The organism is Bacillus sp. bc15 (assembly GCF_900142585.1).
GTDB classification, from domain to species: Bacteria; Bacillota; Bacilli; order Bacillales; family Bacillaceae_G; genus Bacillus_A; species Bacillus_A cereus.
In genome coordinates, this window is record NZ_FRBJ01000017.1 from 1 (window position 1) to 24,552 (window position 24,552).

Genomic DNA, 24,552 nt, shown 5'->3' on the forward strand with positions numbered 1-24,552 from the left:
ACCAACTAGCTAATGCGACGCGGGTCCATCCATAAGTGACAGCCGAAGCCGCCTTTCAATTTCGAACCATGCAGTTCAAAATGTTATCCGGTATTAGCCCCGGTTTCCCGGAGTTATCCCAGTCTTATGGGCAGGTTACCCACGTGTTACTCACCCGTCCGCCGCTAACTTCTTGAGAGCAAGCTCTCAATCCATTCGCTCGACTTGCATGTATTAGGCACGCCGCCAGCGTTCATCCTGAGCCAGGATCAAACTCTCCAATAAAGTTAGTTTGTCTAGCATCTAAAAATAAAAATTGACGTTTCACGTTGTTTGTTTCGTTCAGTTTTCAAAGAACTACGTTGTCGCTCACAAGCGACTTTATCAATATAACATTTTGTTATATTTTCGTCAACAACTTTTTTCAATAAGTTGTTTTTCGTTTGTTTTGCTTGTTACCTTTCGTGGTAACGGATATAAATATACCAGTTTAATTATTAAAATGCAATAGTTTTTCTAATAAAATTTTTAACTTAGTAAAAAAGTATAAAAACAGCACATTTCTTCTATATAAATATAATTTCTCGCACCATCAAGATCTATTATACCCACGCAACTCATACTCAAATAAAAAAAGCTTTGGAGAAATCTCCAAAGCTTAGTCTTGTTTATGACGCATAGCAGGGAATAATAATACATCACGAATAGATGGTGCATTTGTTAATAACATAACTAGACGATCAATACCGATTCCTAATCCACCCGTAGGAGGCATACCGTACTCAAGAGCTTCGATATAATCATCATCCATCATGTGAGCTTCGTCATTACCTTGCTCACGCTCTTTTAATTGAGCTTCAAAACGTTCTTTTTGATCAATTGGATCGTTTAACTCAGTGAATGCATTTGCATGTTCACGTGCAACGATAAATAACTCGAAACGATCTGTGAATCGTGGATCTTCGTCATTCTTTTTCGCAAGTGGCGAAATTTCTACCGGATGACCGTAAATAAATGTTGGTTGAATTAATTTATCTTCTACTTTTTGCTCGAAGAACTCATTAATGATATGACCAACTTCCATTGTATCCTTAATTTCTACATTATGTTCTTTTGCAAGCTCACGCGCTTCTTCTACACTCATCGGAGTCCAGAAATCCGCTCCAGAGTGTTGCTTAATTGCATCTACCATATGAAGACGTGTCCATTCTGGTTCTAGATTAATTTCATAATCACCATATTGGATCGTTGTTGTACCCAATACTTTTTTCGCAATATGAGCAACCATATTTTCTGTTAGTTTCATAATATCATTATAATCAGCGTACGCTTCATATAATTCAATCATCGTAAACTCAGGATTATGACGAGTTGATACACCCTCATTACGGAATACACGGCCGATCTCATAAACTTTTTCTAATCCGCCCACAATAAGACGTTTTAAATGAAGTTCAATTGCGATACGCATATATAATTCCATATCTAACGCATTATGATGCGTAGTGAAAGGACGAGCAGATGCTCCACCCGCAATCGCGTGCATCATAGGCGTTTCTACTTCAAGATAACCGTTGTCATCTAAATATCTTCTCATTTCACGAATGATTTTACTACGAGTAACAAATGTTTCACGACTTTCCATACTTGTAATTAAGTCTAAGTAACGTTGACGGTATCGTTGTTCAACATCTTTTAATCCATGGTATTTATCCGGTAATGGACGAAGAGATTTCGTTAAAAGCGTAAATCCTGTTGCTTTTACTGAAAGTTCTCCAACGTTTGTTTTGAACACTTTACCTTCAATACCTACTAAGTCACCTAAATCTGCTGTCGTAAATAACTCGTACTCTTCATCTCCAACAGTATCTTTACGAACGTAAATTTGAACTTGTCCGTGTAAATCTTGAATGTGTGCGAATCCAGCTTTTCCTTTACCGCGTTTTGTCATAATACGACCAGCGATAGAAACCGTGATTTCCTTCTCTTCTAATTCTTCTTTAGAGAATTCTCCATATAGACTTACTAAGTCGGTTGTTGAATTTGTGCGTTCAAATCGTTTACCAAACGGATCGATTCCTTGCTCACGTAAATTATGTAGCTTTTCACGACGAACAAGCAATTGGTCGTTTAATTCTTCGTGGTTCATGTTATCCATGATATTGATATCACTCCAGCTCTATTAATTTTTACAATATATACAGTATAGCATTTTCTACTCAACTAGAAAAACTGCCAGCAACTAACTGGCAGTTCTTCTTTCTTTCACGTAATTATAGGAAGTGTGTAGAAGAATGTCAATCTTCTCCGTCCTCCTTATTAACCAACGTAAATTGTTTGTTGTTTCGCCTCTACTTCTTCTACAAATGCACCTAATACATTCGCAAGGTCTTCACGCGTGTTGCAAGTATTGATACCATTACGCACACTCGCATTACCACGAACACCTTTTAAATACCAAGCCGCATGCTTTCTCATCTCTCTTACAGCAACATTTTCGTTCTTTAAATCGATAAGACGATCTAGATGCAACATACATACATCAATTTTCTCACGGACTGTTGGTTCCGGCATTAATTCACCTGTCTCTAAATACTTTACCGTACGATAAATCATCCATGGATCCCCAAGAGCTGCACGACCAATCATAACACCATCTACACCAATCTCATCAAGCATACGCTTCGCATCTTGCGGTGTTTCGACATCACCATTTCCGATAACCGGGATATTCACAGCTTGCTTTACTTGTTTAATGATATCCCAATCTGCTTTCCCTTCATACATTTGCACTCGCGTACGTCCGTGAACCGCCACAGCTTGTCCGCCAGCACGCTCAACAGCTCTAGCATTTTCTATTGCGAAAATATGTTCTTCATCCCAACCGATACGCATTTTAACCGTAACCGGCTTTTCAACAGCATCTACAACCGCTGCTACCATTTCGTATATTTTATTTGGATCTAGAAGCCACCTTGCCCCCGCATCACATTTAACGATTTTCGGTACTGGGCAACCCATATTAATATCAATAATGTCTGCTGTCGTATATTTATCTACGTATTTCGCAGCATCTACAAGCGTTTCTTTCTCTCCACCGAAAATTTGTAAACTTAATGGTTTTTCTCTCTCATCAATATATAACATATCTAATGTTCTTTTGTTATTCAGTAATATTGCCTTATCACTTACCATTTCAGCACAAACTAAACCTGCACCAAATTCTTTAACTGTTAAACGGAATGCAGAGTTACACACTCCCGCCATCGGTGCTAATACAACCGGATTTTTCATCTCAATATTTGCAATCTTTAACAATCAACCTACTCCTTCCTGCACAGTCACTTTGGCATTAATTCATCTATCGAAACATTTAACGCCTTAGCAACTTCTACTACAAAATCTTGAGAAGGCGATCGATTCCCTCTCTCAACTTCACCTAAAACAGATACTGATACCCCTAATTCTTTAGCAAAACCTTCTTGCGTGTAGCCTTTTAGCTTTCGAAAAGCACGAATGCGTCTTCCCCATTTTTCTGCTTCCATACCGTTACTCCCTCTCGCCTTTTCATTTCTTCTACTTGTGAACGTGAAATGTTTTGTTTTATATCTTGATTAATCTCTAACAACGGAACGATAACAAAAGCTCTTTCGAACATCCGCGGATGCGGAACAATAAGATTCTCTGCTTCAATATTCTCTTGATTATAAAGTAAAATGTCAAGGTCGATAGTCCTCGGCCCCCACCTAATTTCCCTTTTTCTTCCTAGGTCATTTTCTACTTTTTGTGTTACTTTCAATAATTCTTGCGGTGATAAATTGGTAGAAATTTTTATAACTAAATTTAAAAAACAACTTTGGTCAGTATAGCCAACTGGATCAGTTTCATACACTGACGAAACATCATCAACTTGAATATACGGACTTTTATTTAAAAACTGAATGGCTTCAGTTAAATACGTATAACGCTCTCCAATATTTGACCCTAATGCAATGTACGCTATATTATTCATGGACGTTCTCTCGTAATTTCTACTGCTACAGCGCGATAATGGCCCGGTATCGGCGGATCTGGTTTAATCACCTTAATTGTACACCGTGAAATCCTTTTATATTGCTTTAATATATCTGCAGCAATATTTTCAGCGATACTCTCCACAAGCTTATACTTTCTATCCTCAACAACTTTTCTACATAATTCGAAAAGCTCTCCATAATTGACAGAATGCTCTAAGTCATCACTTTCCCCTGCACGCTTTAAATCCAACTCCACCGTTAAGTCAACTTTAAATCTCTGACCTAATCTATTCTCCTCTGGAAACACACCATGATAACCGTAAAATTCCATATCATGGATATAAATTTTATCCAATTACCTTACCCCCTTACCAATCATCGCATCCATCATTTTAGCCATACGCGCCATTTCTTTCACATCATGGACACGAACAAACTCACAGCCCTTTTCAATACCAAGACAAACAGTAGCTCCTGTTCCCTCAAGGCGTTCCTCTACTGGCAAATCTAATACGTGCCCAATAAAGGACTTTCTCGAAGTACCTAAGAGAACCGGATAACCTAGCATATTTAACTGTTCTAAATTACGCATCGCCTCTAAGTTCTGCTCCGGTGTTTTAGCAAAACCGATACCTGGATCTAAAATAATATTCTCATCTCGCACACCAGCATTTTTAGCAATTTTAATACTGTCATACAAATCAGCAATCATATCCGCCATTAAATTACGATAATTCATATTATCACGGTTATGCATTAAAATGATGGGTACATCATAATGGGCTGCGACTTCAGCAATTTTCGGCTCCGCCTTCGCCCCCCAAATATCATTAATAATATGAGCACCAGCCTCAATTGCTTGTTTTGCAACTTCAGCTTTATATGTATCGATAGATATAGGTAATTTTACTTCTTTTGAAACTGCTTGAATCATCGGGACGACTCGCTTTATTTCTTCCTCTACTGATACTTTAGCAAAACCTGGGCGAGTAGATTCGCCACCAATATCAATAATATGAGCACCTTCACCTTGCATTTCTTTTGCGTGACGTACCGCAGCATCTACCTCGTTGTAACTCCCACCATCAGAAAACGAATCTGGTGTTACATTTAAAATCCCCATAATTAATGTCTTTTCATTTAAATTCAATGTATATTCGCCGCAGCGTAAATCATAATCCCACTTCAAACTACACATCTCCTCTTCGTAATTCATTTCTGCTCCATAATTTCTCTCTTTGCATTCCATAAAGGTACATTAAACTTTTTGTAACCACTCCTACTTTACCCGGGAAATCCTGCGCTTCTATACGATAAAGCGGAACAATTTCTTGAATGGAGTTTGTTACGAAGACTTCATCCGCTGAAAGTAGCTCATCTTTTGTAAAGAAACCTTCCTTTACTTCTATATTTAATTCTTCAGCACTCTTTATAATAAACGCACGAGTGATACCATTTAAAATACCTGTCTCTAACGAAGGTGTATATAAAACATCACCTTTCACAAAAAATAGATTCGAAACAATACCCTCTGCAACATAACCTGCTTCAGTAAGGAAAATACCTTCCTTGCTCACAACATTTCCAATTTCACGCTTACCTAAAATATTATTTAAATAGTGATGAGACTTCAGGCGAAATGTCCCTTCCGGTGTATTTCGCACTTGTTTTAAAATAACACCTTCTTTTTCTACTACATCTCCTGGAGCTGTTAAAGGTTTTATAAAAACAATAACCGAAGGCTCTTCGTATATTTCCGTTTGTAATCCTATTTCATCTATACCTGCCGATACATTAAAACGTACATATGCATGCTTCAATTCATTCTTAGCGAGTAAATCTTTCAAAATAAGCATCACATCATTTTTTGTCATTGTCCATTTAATTTGCAATGTATCCAGCGCCTCTATTAAACGGTCATAATGATCATCCAATAAGAAAGGATGACCATTATAAATACGAAACGTTTCAAAAACTCCAAGACCATATAAATAACCATGATCATAAGGAGAAATTCTCGCTTCACTTGCTTCTACATACTGACCATTTACGTAAATTAACATAATGTCGCACTTGGACTGTATTTACGAATGAAATTCTGCAATAACTCTTTCCCATGAGAAGTCATAATAGATTCCGGATGGAATTGCACACCCTCTATCGGCAATGTCTTATGACGAAGTGCCATAATTTCCCCTTCCTCCGTCCAAGATGTTACCTCTAAGCAATCTGGTAACGTCTCTTTCTTAACAATAAGGGAATGATAGCGCGTCGCAGTAAACGGATTAGGAATATCCGAAAAAATCGTCTTTCCATCATGATGCATAAGCGAAGTTTTCCCATGCATTAATCGTTCTGCACGAACAACCTCTCCACCAAACACTTGTGCAATAGATTGATGCCCTAAACAAACTCCAAAAATCGGAATCTTCCCCGCGAAGTATTTAATAACTTCCATACTAATCCCCGCTTCATTAGGACTACATGGACCTGGAGAAATCATTAGAAAATCTGGTTTCATATTCTCGATATCTGAAATCGTCACTTCATCGTTACGTTTAACAACGAGCTCTTGTCCAAGTTCTCCAAGAAACTGCACTAAATTAAATGTAAAAGAATCATAATTATCAATCATTAATATCATTTCTCTCACCTAACCGTTTCTTCGCTACGTTCTTTTGCACGCCATAAAGCAATCGCCTTTTTTAACGACTCTTTATATTCGTTTTCCGGATTTGAATCAATTACAATTCCCGCCCCCGCTTGTACATGAGCTTTTCCATCTTTAGCAAGAAGTGTTCTAATTACAATATTCAATTCTGTATCTCCAGAATAACCAATCCAACCGATTGAACCTGTATAAATCCCTCGGCGAACAGGTTCTAATTCCTCAATAATTTCCATTGTACGTATTTTCGGGGCACCAGTAATTGTTCCACCAGGGAATACAGCCTTCACTAAATCAAAAGCATCTTTATCTTCTTCCACCTCACCACGCACATTAGAAACAATATGCATAACATGTGAGTATTTCTCAATTACCATAAATTCATCTACTTCTACAGTGCCATATTTACAAACACGCCCTAAATCATTTCTTTCTAAATCCACAAGCATTACATGCTCTGCTCTTTCTTTTTCGTTCTCAATTAATTCTCTTGCTAATTCTTCATCCTCTTGCTCATCCGCGCCTCTAGATCTCGTTCCAGCAATTGGTCTTGTACTTACTTCAGTTCCTTGTTTCTTAATTAACAACTCTGGCGATCCACTAACAATTTGAAAATCCCCAAGCTCCAGGTAACCCATATATGGAGATGGATTAATTTCACGAAGACTTGTATAAATTTCTAGTGGATGCGTTTGTAAAGTTCTTTCTTGTCTAGTCGACAAGTTTACTTGGAACACATCACCCGCTCCAATATATTCTTGAATACATTCAACTGCCTTCATAAAGCCTGTTTCTGTAAAGGCAACCGCTTCATTTTTCTTTTTAGGACGTTCAAACGGCATAGTCACTTCAGGCACTTCTGCCACCCAAAGATCCTTCCATTCATTTAAACGTTCTTCTGCTTCTGCATGCTTATCTACATAATGTGTAATAATCCACAATAGCTTTTCTTTTTGATCATAGACAAACACATCGTCAAATAATAAAAAGTATATATCGGGTATATTCAGATCATCCTCTGCAAGAGAAGGGAGTTTTTCGATATAACGGATACAATCATAACTAAAGTAGCCAATTGCACCACCTTGAAAAAGCGGGTACTCTGGATTGTAGTCTGTTTTCCATTTCTCCATATATTCTTGCATTAAATCTAATGGATTCCCTCTTTTTATTGTTTCCTTACCGCTTTCACTTATATGTAACTTTTCACCCTTCCCTTGGATTACCGCTACCGGGTTTAAACCCACTATGTTATAACGACCGCCACGTCCACTTTCCAGCAAAATATGTTGCGGCTTATCCTGAGAAAGAAATTTATATTGCTTAAAGAAATCTAACTGATATGGAATAGAAAGCGCTAAAGATTTTCTTCGTTGCATATCAACACCCCGTCTTCTTTTATCCCACCCTCTTAGATGAACCAGCTCCAACTACATAAGTTATTTATATAGAGATTGATTATACTCGAAGGCTAGTGAAAATAATTTAATTATACTACCTCTTATTTTACATGAAGTTTTCTAGTCATTCACTCTTTTCCTATTTCCAATCCAAAAAGAAAAAGCATCCTTTTTCAAGGATGCTTTTTCAATCGCATTTAATTATGATTCAAATTGATAAAGTGGTGTACTTAAATAACGTTCACCGTTACTCGGGATAATAACAAGTACCTTTTTCCCTTTACCTAACTTTTTCGCAACTTCTGTTGCTGCATAAATAACTGCGCCTGAAGAGATACCAACTAAAATACCTTCCTCTTTAGCCACTCTTCTCGCATATTCAAATGCTTGCTCTGTTTTCACTTGAATAATTTCATCATATACTTCTACATCCAACGTCTCCGGAACAAATCCCGCCCCAATTCCTTGGATTTTATGTGGACCTGGTTTCCCCCCAGATAATACTGGTGAATCTGCAGGTTCTACTGCATAAATTTTAATATCTTTATACGCTTCCTTCAGCACTTCACCAGCACCAGTAATCGTTCCACCTGTACCAATACCTGCAATAAACGCATCTAATTGGTCGCCCATTTGTTCAATAATTTCTGGACCTGTTGTTAAACGGTGAATTTCTGGATTTGATTGGTTTTTGAACTGTTGTGGTATAAAGTAGCCATGCTCTTTCGCTAATTCAGTCGCTTTACGAATTGCTCCACCCATCCCTTCAGGACCTGGAGTCAATACTAATTCAGCACCGTAAGCACGTAATAAATTACGACGCTCAATACTCATTGTTTCTGGCATTACTAAAATTGCATTATATCCTTTAGCAGCCGCTACCATCGCTAAACCAATCCCTGTGTTACCACTTGTTGGCTCAATGATTGTATCGCCCTCTTTTAACAATCCCTTTTTTTCAGCATCTTCAATCATAGCTAGTGCAATACGATCTTTAACGCTACTCCCTGGATTCATAAATTCTAGTTTTAAGTATATATCTGCGCTGTCTGATTCTACGATGCGGTTCAACTTAACGATCGGCGTTTTCCCGATTAATTCTGAAACTGATTGTGCCACTCGCATTCCTGTCACTCCTAACACCGAGTATTTTTATTGGTTTTATCTATATTTAGATTTTGTCAGAAAATTCCCTGTTTGTCAATCTATTCGGAGGGTTAATCCCCTTATTACAAATTCTCAATTAAATTTGTAATATCTTCTTTAGAGAACTTGTATCGTTCATTACAGAAATGACAATGAACTTCTGTTTCTTCTTCTTCTTCACGAATTTGCTCTAACTCTGTTTTACCTAAACTAATTAACACACTCTCAATACGTTCACGTGAGCACGTACAATTAAATTGAACATCCATTGTTTCTAATACTTTTACTTTATCTTCTCCAAGGACTGCATATAGTAGCTCTTCTGGAGAAAGACCTTGTTCGATCAATGTTGATACAGGCGGGATTTTTTGCAAACGATCTTCAATGAATGAAATTGTTTCTTCCTGTGCGCCCGGCATAATTTGAAGGATAAATCCACCCGCCGCTAATACGCTGTCATCTCCATTTACAAGTACACCCACACCAACAGAAGAAGGCGTCTGCTCAGAAACTGCGAAATAATACGTGAAATCTTCCCCTAGTTCTCCCGAAACGATTGGAGATTGACCGATAAACGGCTCACGCATACCAATATCTTTAATTACTGTTACAAACCCTTCTGTACCTACCGCTTGATATACACGTAATTTCCCTTGTTCCGTTCCTTCAAAATCAACATGTGGATTCGTTACGTAGCCACGTACATCCCCATTTGCATGAGCATCTACTAAGATAGGGCCAATCGGACCATTACCTTCTACCTTAATCGTTAACTTTTGATCACCTTTTAACATCGCACCCATCATTGTACCTGCAGTTAAAGAACGACCAAGTGCCGCCGAAGCTGTCCTCCATGTATCATGACGTCTTTGTGCCTCACTTACTGTATTCGTTGTACGTACACTATACGCACGTACTTCTCCATCAAACGCTAACGCTTTTACTAAATAATCTTTCATACTTATTTATTCACCTTTCTCATGCTGTAAATTTGCATTACGCTCATATAACATATACAAGCCTTTTAACGTTAAAAATGGATCTACAATATCAATTACATTCGATTCTTCTGAAATTAATTTCGCCAATCCACCTGTTGCAATAACTTTCGGTTCTTGTTTAGCTTCTTCTTTCATACGCTTAACAATACCTTCCACTTGTCCTACATAACCATAAAGAATACCTGATTGCATCGCACTTACTGTATTCTTCCCAACAACACTGCTCGGTTTTGTAATTTCAATACGAGGAAGTTTTGCTGCCCTACTATATAAAGCCTCTGCTGAAATCATAATTCCTGGCGTAATAACTCCACCCATATAATGCTTTTCTTCATTAATATAACAATATGTAGTAGCCGTACCAAAATCAACAATAATAAGTGGACTTCCATACAATTGGATTCCCGCTACTGCATTTACAATTCGATCTGCGCCTACTTCACGTGGATTTTCATATTTAATATTTAGCCCCGTTTTTATTCCAGGCCCTACTACAAGCGGTTTAATTTTAAAATATTTTTCACACATACGTTCTAAAGCGAACATAATTGGTGGTACGACTGAAGACACAATAATACCTTTCACATCTTCAAACGAAAGACCCTCATGATCAAGTAACTGTTTTACAAGCATTCCATATTCATCTTCTGTCTTATGACGATCTGTTTCCATGCGCCAATGCTGACGAAGTTCCCCCTCTTCAAACACGCCTAGTACAGCATTTGTGTTCCCTACATCCAATACAAAAATCATATTCTCACCACTTATCTTATTTAATCTATATTTGTGTAGTATGTATAAAACTTATAAAAACATCATATCACACATACTTATATAATCAGCTTTCCTATCCTCATCATTTTACAAAAAGATTGCTCTCTATTTCAATTTTTAATACTAGTTTTACTTAAATTACTTTATCCACTAAGCCCTTAATAGTAATTAACAAAAATCTTAACAAACAAAAAAGGAGTGACGATAGTCACTCCTTCATTTCTTACTTATCTTCTTTATCTTCATCGTCTTTCTTCATATTGATGTTTACTTTCACATCATCTGAAGATGTTGGACGCTCAGGTAATCTGCCATAATCATATAAATGATTAATTTGCTCTGCGTCTAATGTTTCTACTTCAAGTAACGTTTTCGCGATAATATCAAGCTTATCTCGTTTTTCAGTAAGAATATGTTTCGCACGAGCATAACATTCTTTAATAATTGTTTGCATTTCCACATCAATTTCATGTGCGATTGCATCACTGTAGTTTTGTTCTGAATGGAAGTCTCTTCCTAAGAATACCTGACCACCTTGTGAGCTACCAAATTGCATCGGTCCAAGCTTATCACTCATACCGAATTCCGTAACCATACGTCTTGCAATACCAGTTGCACGTTGGAAATCGTTGTGAGCACCTGTACTTGCTTCACCAAATACAATCTCCTCAGCTACTCGACCACCAAGTAAACCAGTGATTTTATCAAGTAACTCTGGCTTTGTCATGAAGTAACGATCTTCCTTCGGAAGCATTACCGCATATCCACCAGCCTGACCACGAGGGACAATTGTTACTTTATGAACGACATCAGCTTCATCAAGAACAACACCAATTACAGTATGGCCTGCTTCATGGAAAGCAACGATATTACGTTCTTTTTCAGAGATAACACGACTTTTCTTAGCTGGACCTGCAATAACACGATCCGTTGCTTCATCGATATCACTCATATCAATCTTCTTCTTATCTCGACGTGCAGCTACTAAAGCAGCTTCGTTTAATAAGTTTTCAAGATCCGCACCAGAGAATCCTGGTGTACGAGTCGCAATTGCTCTTAAATTAATATGCTCATCAAGCGGTTTATTACGCGCATGTACTTTCAGTACAGCTTCACGGCCATTTACATCTGGACGATCTACTGTAATTTGACGGTCAAAACGACCTGGACGTAATAACGCTGGGTCAAGAATGTCTGGACGGTTTGTCGCAGCAATGATAATAATACCTTCGTTTGCACCGAATCCATCCATTTCAACAAGTAACTGGTTCAATGTTTGCTCACGCTCATCATGACCACCACCAAGACCTGCGCCACGTTGACGACCTACTGCATCAATTTCATCAATGAAAATGATACAAGGAGCATTTTTCTTTGCATTTTCAAATAAATCACGTACACGTGATGCACCGACACCGACAAACATCTCTACAAAGTCAGAACCACTGATAGAGAAGAATGGAACGCCAGCCTCACCTGCAACAGCACGTGCTAATAAAGTTTTACCTGTACCTGGAGGTCCAACTAATAGGACACCCTTTGGAATACGGGCACCAACTTCAGAAAACTTACGAGGGTCTTTTAAGAATTCAACTACCTCGACAAGTTCTTGTTTCTCTTCATCCGCCCCAGCAACATCTCTGAAACGAACTTTTTTCTTTTCATCATTATATAACTTCGCCTTACTTTTCCCGAAGTTCATAACACGGCTACCGCCGCCTTGAGCCTGGTTTAATAAGAAGAAGAATAAAATGAAGATGATGACAAACGGAATGATTGAAGTAAAGAATGTTACCCAAGCACTTGTTTCTTCTGCTGGTTGATACTTAACTTCGGCACCTTTCGCTTTATCATTGATTTTCTTTTGTAATTCCTCAGTATTTGGTGCATAAGTAACAAATTGTTCTCCTTGGCTAGAGTTATTGAATTGTCCTTTTACCTCAAATACACCATTTTTCGGTTGAAGTTGCACATTACGCACTTCACCGCTTTCTAGTTTAGTAATGAATTTGTCGTAGCTAACTGATGTCGTTTTTTGTGTCGAACCATTAAAATAGCTCACGATTCCAATTACTACTAAGAATATCAGTAAATAAAAGATGGTATTACGGAAGATACGATTCATTCCTAACCTCCTCTCACGGCATAAACACTATAGTAAATCGTAACATAGAAAAACTTTCCTATACAATTGTAAAGCCTGTATTTAATTAATTTGAGTAAACGCTTGGTTTTAATACGCCTACATAAGGAAGATTACGGTACTGCTCTTTATAATCTAATCCATATCCTACTACAAATTCATGTGGAACAGTAAATCCAACATAATCCGCTTTCAGATCAACCTTACGGCCTGTTGGCTTATCTAATAATGTAACAATTTTTACAGACTTCGCTTTACGATATTTGAATAAGTCTACTAAGTAGCTTAGTGTAAGACCACTATCAATAATATCTTCGACGATTAAAATATCGCGACCTTCTACAGAAGTATCAAGATCTTTTAAAATTTTCACTTCGCCTGTTGAAACTGTAGAGTGACCATAACTAGATACAGCCATAAAATCCATTTCAAGATATGTATCTGTTCTCTTTAATAAATCTGCCATAAATGGCATTGCGCCTTTTAATACACCAATTGCAAGAGGTACTGTGTTTTTATAATCCTCTGCAATAACTGCACCTAGTTCGCGCACCTTTTCTTGTATTTGTTCTTCAGAAATTAATACTTTTTCGATATCTTGATTCATCATTTCATTATCCTCCCGGAAGACTCCTTGCTTTTGTAGTGAATAATCATATATTTACCCTTCTTTGCCATCTCTTTCGAAATTGCAAATGCAGATCGCTTCAACAAGGGTACCCAAATAATGTTCCCACTTGCATCACAAACGACCGGCCATTCTTCTCTTTTTTCTTTTGGTACTTTCGCTTCGATAAAAATAGCTTTTATCTTTTTCGTGCCATCCATACCTTGTATTGACATGCGATCTCCATTTTCCCTAGAACGAATACGAAGTGGATATGATATATCATTATACTTAGCAACAAATACTGTTTCATTCATGTTACTTGGTATATCTTCGCTCACCTCTGTTACAAATTCATCCCCGTTCAATAGTGTAATGGTCCCGGGTACTGATAAATCTTGCAAAAAAGGAGAGACAATTTCTTGTTTAAATCTAAAGCTACACTCCTCGTATGTGCGAACAATTTTCAAATCACCTGGAAAATCAAGTGAACCTGAAGGTTGTGTCCGCTTAAAAAACTCAATCACCTTGTCAATATGTATAGAAGAAAGAGAAGATGGAATCTTATATTCATAAAGATAGTTTAATATTAGTTGAATCCCTCTTCTTTGTAAAGGCATAGACATGGATTCAAAGGCAGGAATTGATAAGCTAATTTGTTTATCACTTTTTTTTGTAATTACTTTATTCATTTTCTCAAAAGCTAATTCCTGCAAATAAGCCTCATCCTCTTGCATCTGCACGCTAAATTTTTGGAATTTCTCATGCATTTGTGGATTTTCTTCTTTTAAGTGAGGAAGGACATATTTACGTAATCGATTCCTTGTATATACTTCCTTTTTATTACTCGGATCTATACGTGGAATTAAATTTAGCTTATTACAGTAATCAACAATTTCTTCCTTCGTTACCCCAAGTAACGGCCTAATTAAATATCCATTATGAAAAGGACGCTTCACTGCAATTCCTGCATATCCTTTCGGAGTACTCCCTCTTACAAGACGCATTAAAATTGTCTCGACTTGATCATCTCCATGATGTCCAAGAGCAACATATCTTGCATCATATTTCTTCATTATTCTTTCCAAAAATGCATATCTGCATTCTCTAGCAGCAACCTGTGCATTCATTCCGTATTGCTGTTGATATTGTGATACATTAATCCTTATCGTTTCACAAATAATTCCCAGTTCTTCACAAAGGTCCTGCACAAACTGTAAATCCTCATGAGATTCATCACCTCTAAACATATGATCTACATGAGCTACTACAATTTCCAACTGTTTTTCCGCTCTTTTTTCTAATAAATAATATAAAAGGGCTAACGAGTCAGGACCACCAGAAACTCCCACAACAATTGTTGAATCATTCTTTAATACATCATGCTGCTTTACAAAGTCATCTACTTTTTCAACAAATGTATCTTTCAACTTCGCAATCACCTTTCATTAAACAAGAACAGCAACGTTAGTTACCTTGTCTATAATGGTACAACTTTTACAAACATTGTGCAAAAAAAAGATATACAAAAATTACATTTTTATCTTACATCCTCCGTGTATATTCATAAAATCAATAACATTACCTTTTCCCACAAAAAAACCTAGGTATTCACCTAGGTTTTTAAAATCAAATTATAGATAAACATTCCACTTATATTTTACTGCGCCTGCATTCCTACAATCGGAATCGTAGCCCACTTCGGCATATTTTTCTTCACTTTTGCCACCACAATAGTCATATCATCATTTATATAACCATCACAAGAGCGAATCACTTCTTCCATAATGATATCAGCAATTTCTTGCGGGTCTTCGGTTTGCAATTCTTTAATTTTCCGCTTCATCCATAATTCATGATTCTCTACATGCTGCGCGCCCTCAAAAATCCCATCGCTCATCATAATAAGGATATCGCCCGTTTTTAATTGTTCACCCACCACATCAACTTCAACATCTTCGATGATTCCCATCGGCAAATTACTTGCTTCAATTTTCAAAATATTATTCGCGCGTTTAACAAAACTCGGGGTTGATCCAATCTTTAAAAACCTAGCACTCGCATCCCGCAAATCTACCATAGCTAAATCTAATGTTGTAAACATCTCTTCTGTCGTTCTCAAAGAAAGAATTGAATTGATAGACTTAATAGCTATTTCTTCATCAATACCCGATTGGAGTATTTTTTGTAATAATTTCACCGTTTCCTTACTTTCCATATGAGCTCTTTGCCCATTACCCATACCATCACTAATCGCAAGTGCGTATTTACCAACACTTAAATCCATCATCGCATAAGAGTCACCCGAAACAAACCCACCGCCTTTTGCGGCTGTAGCCAATCCTGTATCAAGAGAATACGTCTTCGCCGAACCAAATGATATTAAACTGTGGCCATTCGGATAAGAAGACTTTTCTTCATGTTTAACGACAATATTTTCTTTAAGGATATCCGAAAGCATCGGTGCAACTAACTTTTCACATTCACCATGTTCATTAGATGCAACTGGAATCAACATTTCAATATCAATACTTCCTCTATCTAAACAATAAATATCAACATGCTCTACTTCGACACCAAAATCACGGAACGCTTGCATAATCTGCTCTTCCTGCACTTGATGATTTTCACGCTCTCGTTGTATTTCCTTAGCAAAATCTTCCATAACCTTTGATACACCTAATAGTTGCTCCGCTACTATTCTACGATTTTCCTTCATTTGTTTTCGCAATTTTTGTCCCTCATAGAAGTGATCTAATTCACCCGCTACTAAATCCGTCACTTTTTTCCCTCTCACACAATGCTTATCCCACTCACGAACTAATTTACGATTATGTTGCAGGGTTCCTTCTTCCGTTTCATTCATTATTTGTTTCATATAATCGTACGTTTTATCGAAATTCACTACCCAGCATTGATCCTTTTTAAAGCACGTTTGACATGTTTTCGCAGTAATTGTACTCAAAAACAAATCTGCTTCTGTCTCTTTATCTTCTTCCTCTACATACCCATATACAGAAAAACTATTAGATAAAGCAGCAAATACATTTGCGAATTGGTTGATTTTGTTCGCTGTAACATCACGCATCCTTCTTAAATATTGTTGTTGATCTTGCGAATGCTCTTGTGTACCTGGCATAAATTTAGCAATACGATCCAAAACAAGCTTTGGCGTTAATAAGAAGATAGCAATCGCTACACCTGACTCAATTAAAGTTGTTACAATATTTGTCTGCTTGTCTACATATAATGTAATTAAGCTTGTCCCTATTAATAAACCTAAACTAACACCTAAACGCTTCCCTTCTTTTAACAACCCACCAAGTAATCCAGAAAAAGCGAGAAGGCTAAGCTGAGACAAACTAGACACATTTGCTAAACTTAATATCAATCCTGTTACGACCCCCACTGTAGATCCTGTAGCAGCACCCGCAATAAATGCAAATACTAGTACTAAATACCTTGTAAAAATATGTTGAATAGAAGCATCATATACAAACCAATCTGTTGTACCCGTTAAAACAGATGCTAGTAATATAATCAAACAAACAATTTCTTCCGTCTCTAACGCCTGTTGCTTTCCTTTCCTTTCCACTAAAAGCGGGACACTTTGTAAAAATATCATAGTTAATACGAAACTAAGCCCAGCCTCAATGGTACTAACGAGTAAATCGTACATGGTGACAGTTTGTTGCGCAAAATATACAACAACTAAGTGTGCGGTTAATGCGGAGATAAATACTTGAAATGGAACAAGTCCAACGGTTTTACGTGTAAATCTACTAAAGAAGATATTATAAATGAAGAAAGTAAAGATAGATGCAAAAGTAAAAAACAAATTATCTATCGAGACTGAAAGAGCTCCTCCCATTAGAGCTAAAAATGCTAGCGGCATCTTATCCCGCTTCATAACATAAACAGCAGCAAAAAACGGTAGTGCAAACGGTAAAATATTTGTTAATATATATGCTCTTCCCAAAAGAAAACCAATAACAACAATAATAAATCCCCATCTAAAGAAAACTTGTTCGAATTTCATTCGCAACTTACTCGTCCACTTTATTCCTCCAAGCTGACTCTCATTCATTGCCAATGCACTTGTATTCATAGTATTCCTTCCTGCTTTAGGCATATTTTTAACACCACCTGCATAGTTTAATTACTGTCATTATAAAAGATGATTGTTGGGATTTTTGTCAAAACAACAGTTTTCACTTTTATAATCGTTCGACTTTTTATTCGAAATAACTCTACAGATATACACGGTATGTAAGTTATCCTTGATTTTTTAATTAAATATTCAGAAAATATAGGGTGATTTTGTAGAAGTGTTGTATGTCTTAATCCATTTAACAAAAAAAGATCATGCAAATTTGCATGATCTTTTTAGATGACCCGTACGGGATTCGAACCCGTGTTACCGCCGTGAAAGGGCGGTGTCTTAACCACTTGACCAACGGGCCGTTAAAATAAATATAGCGGCGGAGGGGATCGAACCCCCGACCTCACGGGTATGAACCGTACGCTCTAGCCAGCTGAGCTACACCGCCATGTCGTCGTATTTAACGGACAATTAGTATCTTACATCAGATATTATTTAAAGTCAACACATCTTGAAAACTTTTTTAAAATATATTTTCACATATAAAAAAGCACCCTGAGCCATCACTCTGGGTACCTCTCTATATGTTAAAAACTAAACGGCCTTATTATCCGCGACGTGCGCCACGGCCACCACGTTTAGACTCTGTGTTACGCTTTAAAGAAGTTAAACGATCTTCGCTATCCTTTAAGAAGCGTGCCATCTTTTGCTCAAATGTTTCTTTTGGAGCTCGGTCGTTACCGCCACCACGATTATCTCTGTTGAAAGAGCGATTATTACGTTGTGGACGTCCAGAACGTTGTTGATCACCACCGCGTTGGTATTCACCGCGTGGACGATCTCCTTCTGTTTTTTCACGTTCTTTCGCTTTTTTGATAGATAAACCAATCTTTCCATCTTTTTCAACATTAATAACTTTTACTTCTACTTGGTCGCCCACTTTTAAGTGATCGTTAATATCTTTTACATAGTTATCAGCAACTTCACTAATATGAACAAGACCAGTTAAGCCTTCTGGCAGCTCCACAAAAGCCCCAAAATTTGTAATACCTGTTACTTTACCCTGTAACTTGCTGCCTACCTCGATTGACATAAAAAAAATGCTCCTCCTTAGTGGTTAAAAAGTCAAATTTTACTTTATTATATATAATCCTAAAATATAGTGTCAATAAGACATACTCTACTTCGAAACAGGAAAAATTATCTCCCCTTTACCAGAGAAGAAATAATCCCTTCTAGCAATCTTTAATACGTACTCTTCATCATTTAACTTTTGAACTTCGTCTTTTAGACTTTTTTCTTTATTCGTTAATGAATCCAGTTCTTTTTTCATGTCCTTAACTTTTGCTTCTTTTGCTTTAATGGAACTGTTTTGTTGATAAAACGTTACACTAATACTCGCAATAATTGTAAAAGTAAAGACAAGAAAAACCGCTAAACGGCGATAAAGTCGCTTCCTGTTCTCATCCGTTTGTATTATATGCTCTTTAACAGGATTTGGACTCTGTTTTTCGATTGTTCTTTGTCTCAGTTCCCTCATTTCCGAGGTCCCCCTAACTTCTTTTTTATACGCTCCCATATTTGGAAGATATGTCCCTTCAATTTTGCTATATATTGCAGGAACCCTATATGTTTCACTATAAAAAGTTTAACACGATTAGGGAGAAGTTTCCATATGAGCGAAGCAATAAATCGAACAGGCCAGAAAAAAACTTTCCATATGAAAAGTAATATCCAAATCACAATTTTCCATAACACATGTCCAATTGAAAGCAGTATACGAAATAAGAATAATATAAATGCAATAAATAGCTGCGCTATAATAATAACAGGTTTTATCATGAGTAGCTGTATAATTCGAACAAAAAAATATGTTGTTTGCATAAAAATATAGATGAGAAAATTTAACAGCTTCATGTATAGTGCTTTCAGTAAGCTTTGATATGCCGCAAAACCACATAACAATGCCAAAAACACATATATACGTAGTTCAGCTTCATTTACGAGAAGCAATACATAAAAGACGAATAATGCTTGGACAATCCAAAATAATATATCTTGTATAAATACAAGCCAACGTTTACGTTCTTGGCGCTTTAAAAAACGTTGATATGTATCTAAAGACGCTCCAATCCAAGCACCCATTCCAATCATTGAAAGCATTGTATACAACTGAATTGTTAGACTCATTTAAACAACTTACTAAAGAAACCTTTAGTTTTTTCCCCTTGATTTTCATCAATATACAGCATCTCATTAACTTTCCCTTTAATCGACACAATACCTTTTTCTACATCTAAATTTTTCATTTGTAAATTTTGACCACGAATCGTTAAAAAACCCATTACGGTCTCTAGCAAAAACTCTTCGCTATCAAAACTCTCTACCTGCTTCACACCGGTAATATCAATTATACGCCTGCCACGCATAATAATGTCATGTTCTACAGAAACATTTTGTTGATTAGAAGACGTAGGTGAGTAACCATTATTCACGTAAATCCCCCCATAGGTTTTTACTAGCTAATAGTAATGTATGAGGGGATACATGATTTTAGAACAAGCCTTCTTCCGCTTTTACTTTTTCTTCACGAACTAAGCTATACATATTTGCTGCATCTTCTTTTTTAGTTGTTTCTTTCAATTCATTTATTTTTACAGTCACTATTTTTTGACCAAAACGAATTGTTAATTCATCAGCTACTTTCACATCAGAACTCGCTTTTGCCACTTGACCATTAATAGATATTCTTCCTTGATCAGCTACTTCTTTCGCTAATGTTCTTCTTTTAATTAAACGTGACACTTTTAAAAACTTATCTAGACGCATATCAAATCCCCCTATTAACGCTCTGTTTGTTTCGCTTCTTCCCATAAAACATCTAACTGTTCTAATGATAAATCTTCCATCTCTTTATTCATTTCAGCTACTTTTGCCTCCATGTATAAAAAACGACCAGTAAATTTCTCATTAGTTGAACGTAACGCCTCTTCTGGATCTATTTTGTAATGACGGGCTATATTAACAAATGCAAATAGTAAATCACCAAACTCACCTAGCATCTTTTCCTCATCCATGTTTGTAACTTCTTGTTGGAACTCTTGCCATTCTTCCAAAGCTTTCTCTATCATCGGCTGCACATCAACCCAATCAAATCCAACCTTACCAGCTTTCTTCTGAATTTCAAAGGCTCGTAGTAACTGCGGCAAACTTTTAGGAACGCCATTTAAAACAGATTCTTTCACGAATCCTTTTTCTTGTTTTTTAATTTCTTCCCAATTGGCAATCACTTCATCCGCATTGTTTACATCCGTATTTCCAAATACATGTGGATGACGACGAACCATTTTTTCAGATAGAGTTCGAATGATATCATCTATAGAGAACCAACCTTCATCTTCTCCGATTTGAGCATGAAGCATAACTTGTAATAATATATCACCTAATTCTTCTACTAAGTGATCATCATCCTCTTCATCAATTGCTTCCAACACCTCATAAGCTTCCTCAATTAAATATTTCTTTAATGATTGATGCGTTTGCTTTTTATCCCACGGACAACCATTTGGACCACGCAGGTCTGCAATAATTTCTCTAAGAACATCAAACTGTTGATACAAGGACGCACGCTCCTGAACAGGTGGCACGTACACACTTGTTAAATTATTCAATTCCGTTTCATGATCTAACATGTACAACGGTACCTTCTTTACTTGTTCAAATGAAGTTCCTGCAGCTGTTACGATATACACTTCATAATCATCTGGCAACATCTCCATTAATGTTAATTTCACATCAGATGCAACGAATGCATCATATACTTGGCAAAAGATTAAATGTTGACGTAATTCTAATTGCCCTCTTTCAAATGATGTAGCATCAAGTAATTGAAATCCTTCAATCGGATCAATTTTTAGGCTTGCAAACATAGGATCAAGGAAACTTTGTCCACCCTCAATTCGCACTTCAACATTTGAAACGTCTCCTTTTTCCAACAATAGCTGAACTGTTCTTTCTGCTACAAGTGGATGCCCCGGAACCGCATAGATAATTTCTGTACCTTCAGCTTGTTCTAGCAATTTATTCGCAATTGTTTCATATACAATTTCAAACGTATCATGTGCTTCATATACAGCATCAAAAGCCGTATATTGTATGCCTTCTTTCTCCAATTCTTCTATAACTGGATGTTCCTTCGTTCTAACAAACAGATGATCTGCTTCTTTTATTTTTCGATATACACCCATCGTTAGCTGATCTAATTCACCAGCACCTAAACCTAAAACAGTAATGATTCCACTCACAACCTGTCACCTCTATCCACTCTTCTTCAATGAACCTTCTTTTTTCTCTTGTTTCATAACAGTTCCTAATTCTTTTTTTGTAAATACACGTAATTTTAAAATAAAAAACATATATGTCAATCCGCCGATGGCTACACCTAACAACGCTTCAAGCGTCGCGCTCGCTCTATGTTCCGTATCAATTACTAATCCAGACATCTGCAACACACGCGTGAACATCATTAATACAAATCCCATACAGATACCACTAATTACTACACCTAACATATTTCGCTTATTGATAAGTGACCCTGATACAGCTCTCATAAGCAACAAACTATTTAGTCCAGAAATTATGATTAACGCACATAAAGTCGCTAAGGCTGCCCCTTTCACACCAAAATAAGGCATGAATATATAATTTAACGCTAACTTTAAGCAACCTCCAAATACAACAAATAATGCTGGCTTAAATGTTTGTCCCAACCCTTGTAAAATAGAAGCCGTCGTAATTGACAATGAACTAAATAAAATAGATAAAGATAAAATAGATAAAACATCTGATCCATCACTATTTTCAAACAACATAATATTCGTAGGTTGAATAATACAAGTTAGTCCAATAGCTGCTGCAAATCCAATAACAAATGTTATTTTCATTGCTAACTTTACCTTTTCTTGAATAAAGGAAAGATCTCCTCTTTCCTTCGCCGCTGTAATAATTGGAATAAGTGATAACGAGAAAGAAGTCGTCACAACAGTACCTAATTGCATTAGCGGAATACTCCTATCATAAACACCCTTTAATACTTTTGCACTTTCAGCCTGTTCTCCCGCACCAATAAGTAAAGTGTACAAGGACATTGAATCAGCCATCTGTATAAAAATAAGCACTAAATTACTAACACAAATCGCTAACCCCTGCCAAAAAAGGATTTTAATTATCTTCCTTTTACCCTTAATTCTCGCTACACGTTTAAAAAATATGGAACGAAAATCTCGACGCATATACAACATAAGTACAATAATCCCAATAAGTCCACCCGCAATTGAGCCTAACATAGCCCCTGCACCAACTGTATATAAATCAAATCCGTGAGCAATTAGGAATAGCGATAAAAATACAATAATAGAAACTCGAATTGTTTGTTCTATTACTTGCGAAACAGCCGTTGGCATCATATTATTGAACCCTTGAAAATACCCTCTTGCTACAGACAAAAACGGCATCAATAAGAACGAAAACGAAATAACACGTAGCAACTTATCTAAGTGCATATCGCCCATAGCTATCGCGATTGTTTCGGCCCCAAAAAACAATGTAAAGAAACCTATAAAACCAATTCCTAATAAAAACCAAAAAGATACACAAATAATTTCTTCTGCTTCTTTCTGTTTTCCCCACTCTAGTCGTTCTGCAACCATTTTTGAAATGATAACAGGAAACCCATAAGTAGCTAAAATTAAACAAAATCCATAAAACGGGTAAATTTGTTGGTAAATATAAAAACCAATATCCCCTGCTATATTTTGATATGGAATACGGTAAAAAGCGCTTAATACTTTTGTAACAAAACTTGCAATCGTTAATATAATAGCCCCACGCCAAAAGGCTTGATACTTCTTCGCTTCCATACAAGAAAACTCCTTTTTCTATTCTCACCTCTCGTATTATATCATAAAGAAAAGTACAAAATCCCTTACCACCACGGGTAATACTAGGTCCCTACACGTTAAAAATATTCAACGAAAAAAGGTAGCAAAGCGCTACCTTCATTCAATATACATATATCTCCAAATAATTGATTTCTCAAAAAGAAAGATCATAATTAGGAAAGATTGCTACTTCTAAAATCAATATACCCTTACTGTTCCATTTGTTTCGCTAAGAAACTGGCAGCAGTATTAACCGCTTTATGCTCGATTTCGCTTATAATAGCTTCTTTTGAAAAAATAATGACGGCTCCAATTGGGTCTCCGTTTGCAACAATCGGTCCAACTGTATAAGAATGAACCTTTTCTGTTACACCATCGATAATGGAAATATCACTTTCGTCCGTCATAATAACAGACTTTCTTTCTTCCATCGTTTTTTCGATTAGATCGCCAACACTTTTATTTAAGTATTCTTTTTTCGATACGCCTGATACTGCGATGATAGAATCTCGGTCACAGACAAGCACATTATGTCCTAAGCTGTCATATAAAGCCTCAGCATATTCCTTTGCAAAATCACCTAGTTCACTAATTGGAGAATACTTCTTTAAAATTACTTCTCCATCGCGATCAACAAATATTTCTAGTGGGTCTCCTTCTCGAATACGTAAAGTTCTACGAATTTCCTTTGGGATTACTACCCTGCCTAAATCATCAATTCGACGTACGATTCCAGTTGCTTTCATTCTAATGCTGCCTCACTTTCTACTGATGATC

General features: G+C 36.7%; 24 protein-coding genes, 2 tRNA genes and 1 rRNA gene. All 27 read right to left on the reverse strand.

Going from position 1 to position 24,552, the window contains the following annotated elements:
- Positions 1-264, reverse strand: a 16S ribosomal RNA gene (locus tag BUA87_RS27725); the annotation flags it as partial.
- 373 nt (positions 265-637) lie between these two features.
- Positions 638-2,137, reverse strand: a complete 1,500-nt coding sequence (gene lysS, locus BUA87_RS27730) for a lysine--tRNA ligase (protein ID WP_000369686.1) — start codon at positions 2,135-2,137, stop codon at positions 638-640.
- A gap of 161 nt (positions 2,138-2,298) precedes the next feature.
- Complete coding sequence (dusB, locus tag BUA87_RS27735; RefSeq protein ID WP_000912249.1) at positions 2,299-3,297, reverse strand: tRNA dihydrouridine synthase DusB; 999 nt, start codon at positions 3,295-3,297, stop codon at positions 2,299-2,301.
- Between the two features lie 23 nt (positions 3,298-3,320).
- Positions 3,321-3,524 (reverse strand): helix-turn-helix domain-containing protein, encoded by a 204-nt coding sequence (locus tag BUA87_RS27740; RefSeq protein ID WP_000387030.1) that lies wholly within the window; start codon positions 3,522-3,524, stop codon positions 3,321-3,323.
- A complete protein-coding gene (folK, locus tag BUA87_RS27745; protein ID WP_001059456.1) occupies positions 3,476-3,991 on the reverse strand; it encodes a 2-amino-4-hydroxy-6-hydroxymethyldihydropteridine diphosphokinase in 516 nt (171 codons plus the stop codon). Before folK ends, BUA87_RS27740 begins: the two co-directional genes overlap by 49 nt.
- Positions 3,988-4,350, reverse strand: coding sequence for a dihydroneopterin aldolase (folB, locus tag BUA87_RS27750; protein ID WP_000358069.1), 363 nt, complete (start codon positions 4,348-4,350; stop codon positions 3,988-3,990). The genes folK and folB overlap by 4 nt, the downstream gene beginning before the upstream one ends.
- The gene (gene folP / locus BUA87_RS27755; protein WP_072941450.1) at positions 4,351-5,211 is read right to left on the reverse strand and encodes a dihydropteroate synthase; all 861 of its coding nucleotides are present in this window, start codon (positions 5,209-5,211) and stop codon (positions 4,351-4,353) included.
- Positions 5,186-6,058 (reverse strand): aminodeoxychorismate lyase, encoded by an 873-nt coding sequence (pabC, locus tag BUA87_RS27760; RefSeq protein WP_016513295.1) that lies wholly within the window; start codon positions 6,056-6,058, stop codon positions 5,186-5,188. The genes folP and pabC overlap by 26 nt, the downstream gene beginning before the upstream one ends.
- Positions 6,052-6,639 carry an aminodeoxychorismate/anthranilate synthase component II gene (gene pabA / locus BUA87_RS27765; protein WP_000602297.1) on the reverse strand — a complete coding sequence of 196 codons (588 nt, stop codon included), beginning with the start codon at positions 6,637-6,639 and terminating at the stop codon, positions 6,052-6,054. The genes pabC and pabA overlap by 7 nt, the downstream gene beginning before the upstream one ends.
- A 5-nt stretch (positions 6,640-6,644) precedes the next feature.
- Positions 6,645-8,042 carry an aminodeoxychorismate synthase component I gene (pabB, locus tag BUA87_RS27770; RefSeq protein WP_071713456.1) on the reverse strand — a complete coding sequence of 466 codons (1,398 nt, stop codon included), beginning with the start codon at positions 8,040-8,042 and terminating at the stop codon, positions 6,645-6,647.
- A 222-nt stretch (positions 8,043-8,264) separates the two neighbouring features.
- Positions 8,265-9,188, reverse strand: coding sequence for a cysteine synthase A (gene cysK, locus BUA87_RS27775; RefSeq protein ID WP_001261712.1), 924 nt, complete (start codon positions 9,186-9,188; stop codon positions 8,265-8,267).
- A 104-nt stretch (positions 9,189-9,292) separates the two neighbouring features.
- Positions 9,293-10,168 carry a redox-regulated molecular chaperone HslO gene (hslO, locus tag BUA87_RS27780; protein ID WP_000656367.1) on the reverse strand — a complete coding sequence of 292 codons (876 nt, stop codon included), beginning with the start codon at positions 10,166-10,168 and terminating at the stop codon, positions 9,293-9,295.
- A 6-nt stretch (positions 10,169-10,174) separates the two neighbouring features.
- Positions 10,175-10,963 (reverse strand): type III pantothenate kinase, encoded by a 789-nt coding sequence (locus tag BUA87_RS27785; RefSeq protein ID WP_000578365.1) that lies wholly within the window; start codon positions 10,961-10,963, stop codon positions 10,175-10,177.
- A 244-nt stretch (positions 10,964-11,207) separates the two neighbouring features.
- Positions 11,208-13,109, reverse strand: a complete 1,902-nt coding sequence (gene ftsH / locus BUA87_RS27790) for an ATP-dependent zinc metalloprotease FtsH (protein WP_001079669.1) — start codon at positions 13,107-13,109, stop codon at positions 11,208-11,210.
- A gap of 85 nt (positions 13,110-13,194) precedes the next feature.
- Complete coding sequence (gene hpt, locus BUA87_RS27795; RefSeq protein ID WP_000981846.1) at positions 13,195-13,737, reverse strand: hypoxanthine phosphoribosyltransferase; 543 nt, start codon at positions 13,735-13,737, stop codon at positions 13,195-13,197.
- Entirely contained in the window at positions 13,734-15,164 is a 1,431-nt protein-coding gene (tilS, locus tag BUA87_RS27800) for a tRNA lysidine(34) synthetase TilS (protein ID WP_000655457.1), read from the reverse strand. The genes hpt and tilS overlap by 4 nt, the downstream gene beginning before the upstream one ends.
- A 230-nt stretch (positions 15,165-15,394) precedes the next feature.
- Positions 15,395-17,866, reverse strand: coding sequence for a stage II sporulation protein E (gene spoIIE / locus BUA87_RS27805; protein ID WP_001123550.1), 2,472 nt, complete (start codon positions 17,864-17,866; stop codon positions 15,395-15,397).
- Between the two features lie 259 nt (positions 17,867-18,125).
- Positions 18,126-18,197, reverse strand: a tRNA-Glu gene (locus tag BUA87_RS27810).
- Between the two features lie 13 nt (positions 18,198-18,210).
- Positions 18,211-18,284, reverse strand: a tRNA-Met gene (locus BUA87_RS27815).
- Between the two features lie 159 nt (positions 18,285-18,443).
- A complete protein-coding gene (locus tag BUA87_RS27820; RefSeq protein ID WP_000021451.1) occupies positions 18,444-18,929 on the reverse strand; it encodes a S1 domain-containing RNA-binding protein in 486 nt (161 codons plus the stop codon).
- An 87-nt stretch (positions 18,930-19,016) separates the two neighbouring features.
- Positions 19,017-19,376, reverse strand: a complete 360-nt coding sequence (divIC, locus tag BUA87_RS27825) for a cell division protein DivIC (protein ID WP_001208739.1) — start codon at positions 19,374-19,376, stop codon at positions 19,017-19,019.
- Positions 19,373-20,026, reverse strand: a complete 654-nt coding sequence (yabQ, locus tag BUA87_RS27830) for a spore cortex biosynthesis protein YabQ (RefSeq protein ID WP_000059781.1) — start codon at positions 20,024-20,026, stop codon at positions 19,373-19,375. The genes divIC and yabQ overlap by 4 nt, the downstream gene beginning before the upstream one ends.
- Positions 20,023-20,331, reverse strand: coding sequence for a sporulation protein YabP (yabP, locus tag BUA87_RS27835; protein WP_001059104.1), 309 nt, complete (start codon positions 20,329-20,331; stop codon positions 20,023-20,025). The genes yabQ and yabP overlap by 4 nt, the downstream gene beginning before the upstream one ends.
- A gap of 58 nt (positions 20,332-20,389) precedes the next feature.
- Entirely contained in the window at positions 20,390-20,665 is a 276-nt protein-coding gene (locus BUA87_RS27840; RefSeq protein WP_001234876.1) for an RNA-binding S4 domain-containing protein, read from the reverse strand.
- 14 nt (positions 20,666-20,679) lie between these two features.
- Positions 20,680-22,140, reverse strand: coding sequence for a bifunctional methyltransferase/pyrophosphohydrolase YabN (gene mazG / locus BUA87_RS27845; protein ID WP_000014278.1), 1,461 nt, complete (start codon positions 22,138-22,140; stop codon positions 20,680-20,682).
- 12 nt (positions 22,141-22,152) lie between these two features.
- On the reverse strand, positions 22,153-23,754 hold the full coding sequence (locus BUA87_RS27850) for a putative polysaccharide biosynthesis protein (RefSeq protein ID WP_000387594.1): 1,602 nt from the start codon (positions 23,752-23,754) through the stop codon (positions 22,153-22,155).
- A gap of 230 nt (positions 23,755-23,984) precedes the next feature.
- Positions 23,985-24,521, reverse strand: a complete 537-nt coding sequence (gene spoVT, locus BUA87_RS27855) for a stage V sporulation protein T (RefSeq protein ID WP_000648306.1) — start codon at positions 24,519-24,521, stop codon at positions 23,985-23,987.
- Positions 24,522-24,552: the final 31 nt, after the last annotated feature.

Coding starts and splice junctions, on each gene's coding strand:
- pabA (WP_000602297.1), bottom strand. CDS start 6,639: ATGATATTAATGATTGATAATTATGATTCTTTTACATTTAATTTAGTG.
- pabC (WP_016513295.1), bottom strand. CDS start 6,058: ATGTTAATTTACGTAAATGGTCAGTATGTAGAAGCAAGTGAAGCGAGA.
- lysS (WP_000369686.1), bottom strand. CDS start 2,137: ATGGATAACATGAACCACGAAGAATTAAACGACCAATTGCTTGTTCGT.
- BUA87_RS27820 (WP_000021451.1), bottom strand. CDS start 18,929: ATGTCAATCGAGGTAGGCAGCAAGTTACAGGGTAAAGTAACAGGTATT.
- BUA87_RS27840 (WP_001234876.1), bottom strand. CDS start 20,665: ATGCGTCTAGATAAGTTTTTAAAAGTGTCACGTTTAATTAAAAGAAGA.
- ftsH (WP_001079669.1), bottom strand. CDS start 13,109: ATGAATCGTATCTTCCGTAATACCATCTTTTATTTACTGATATTCTTA.
- folP (WP_072941450.1), bottom strand. CDS start 5,211: ATGAATTACGAAGAGGAGATGTGTAGTTTGAAGTGGGATTATGATTTA.
- pabB (WP_071713456.1), bottom strand. CDS start 8,042: ATGCAACGAAGAAAATCTTTAGCGCTTTCTATTCCATATCAGTTAGAT.
- folK (WP_001059456.1), bottom strand. CDS start 3,991: ATGAATAATATAGCGTACATTGCATTAGGGTCAAATATTGGAGAGCGT.
- spoVT (WP_000648306.1), bottom strand. CDS start 24,521: ATGAAAGCAACTGGAATCGTACGTCGAATTGATGATTTAGGCAGGGTA.
- divIC (WP_001208739.1), bottom strand. CDS start 19,376: ATGAGGGAACTGAGACAAAGAACAATCGAAAAACAGAGTCCAAATCCT.
- cysK (WP_001261712.1), bottom strand. CDS start 9,188: ATGCGAGTGGCACAATCAGTTTCAGAATTAATCGGGAAAACGCCGATC.
- BUA87_RS27850 (WP_000387594.1), bottom strand. CDS start 23,754: ATGGAAGCGAAGAAGTATCAAGCCTTTTGGCGTGGGGCTATTATATTA.
- spoIIE (WP_001123550.1), bottom strand. CDS start 17,866: ATGCCTAAAGCAGGAAGGAATACTATGAATACAAGTGCATTGGCAATG.
- hslO (WP_000656367.1), bottom strand. CDS start 10,168: ATGAAAGATTATTTAGTAAAAGCGTTAGCGTTTGATGGAGAAGTACGT.
- BUA87_RS27785 (WP_000578365.1), bottom strand. CDS start 10,963: ATGATTTTTGTATTGGATGTAGGGAACACAAATGCTGTACTAGGCGTG.
- yabQ (WP_000059781.1), bottom strand. CDS start 20,026: ATGAGTCTAACAATTCAGTTGTATACAATGCTTTCAATGATTGGAATG.
- hpt (WP_000981846.1), bottom strand. CDS start 13,737: ATGATGAATCAAGATATCGAAAAAGTATTAATTTCTGAAGAACAAATA.
- BUA87_RS27740 (WP_000387030.1), bottom strand. CDS start 3,524: ATGGAAGCAGAAAAATGGGGAAGACGCATTCGTGCTTTTCGAAAGCTA.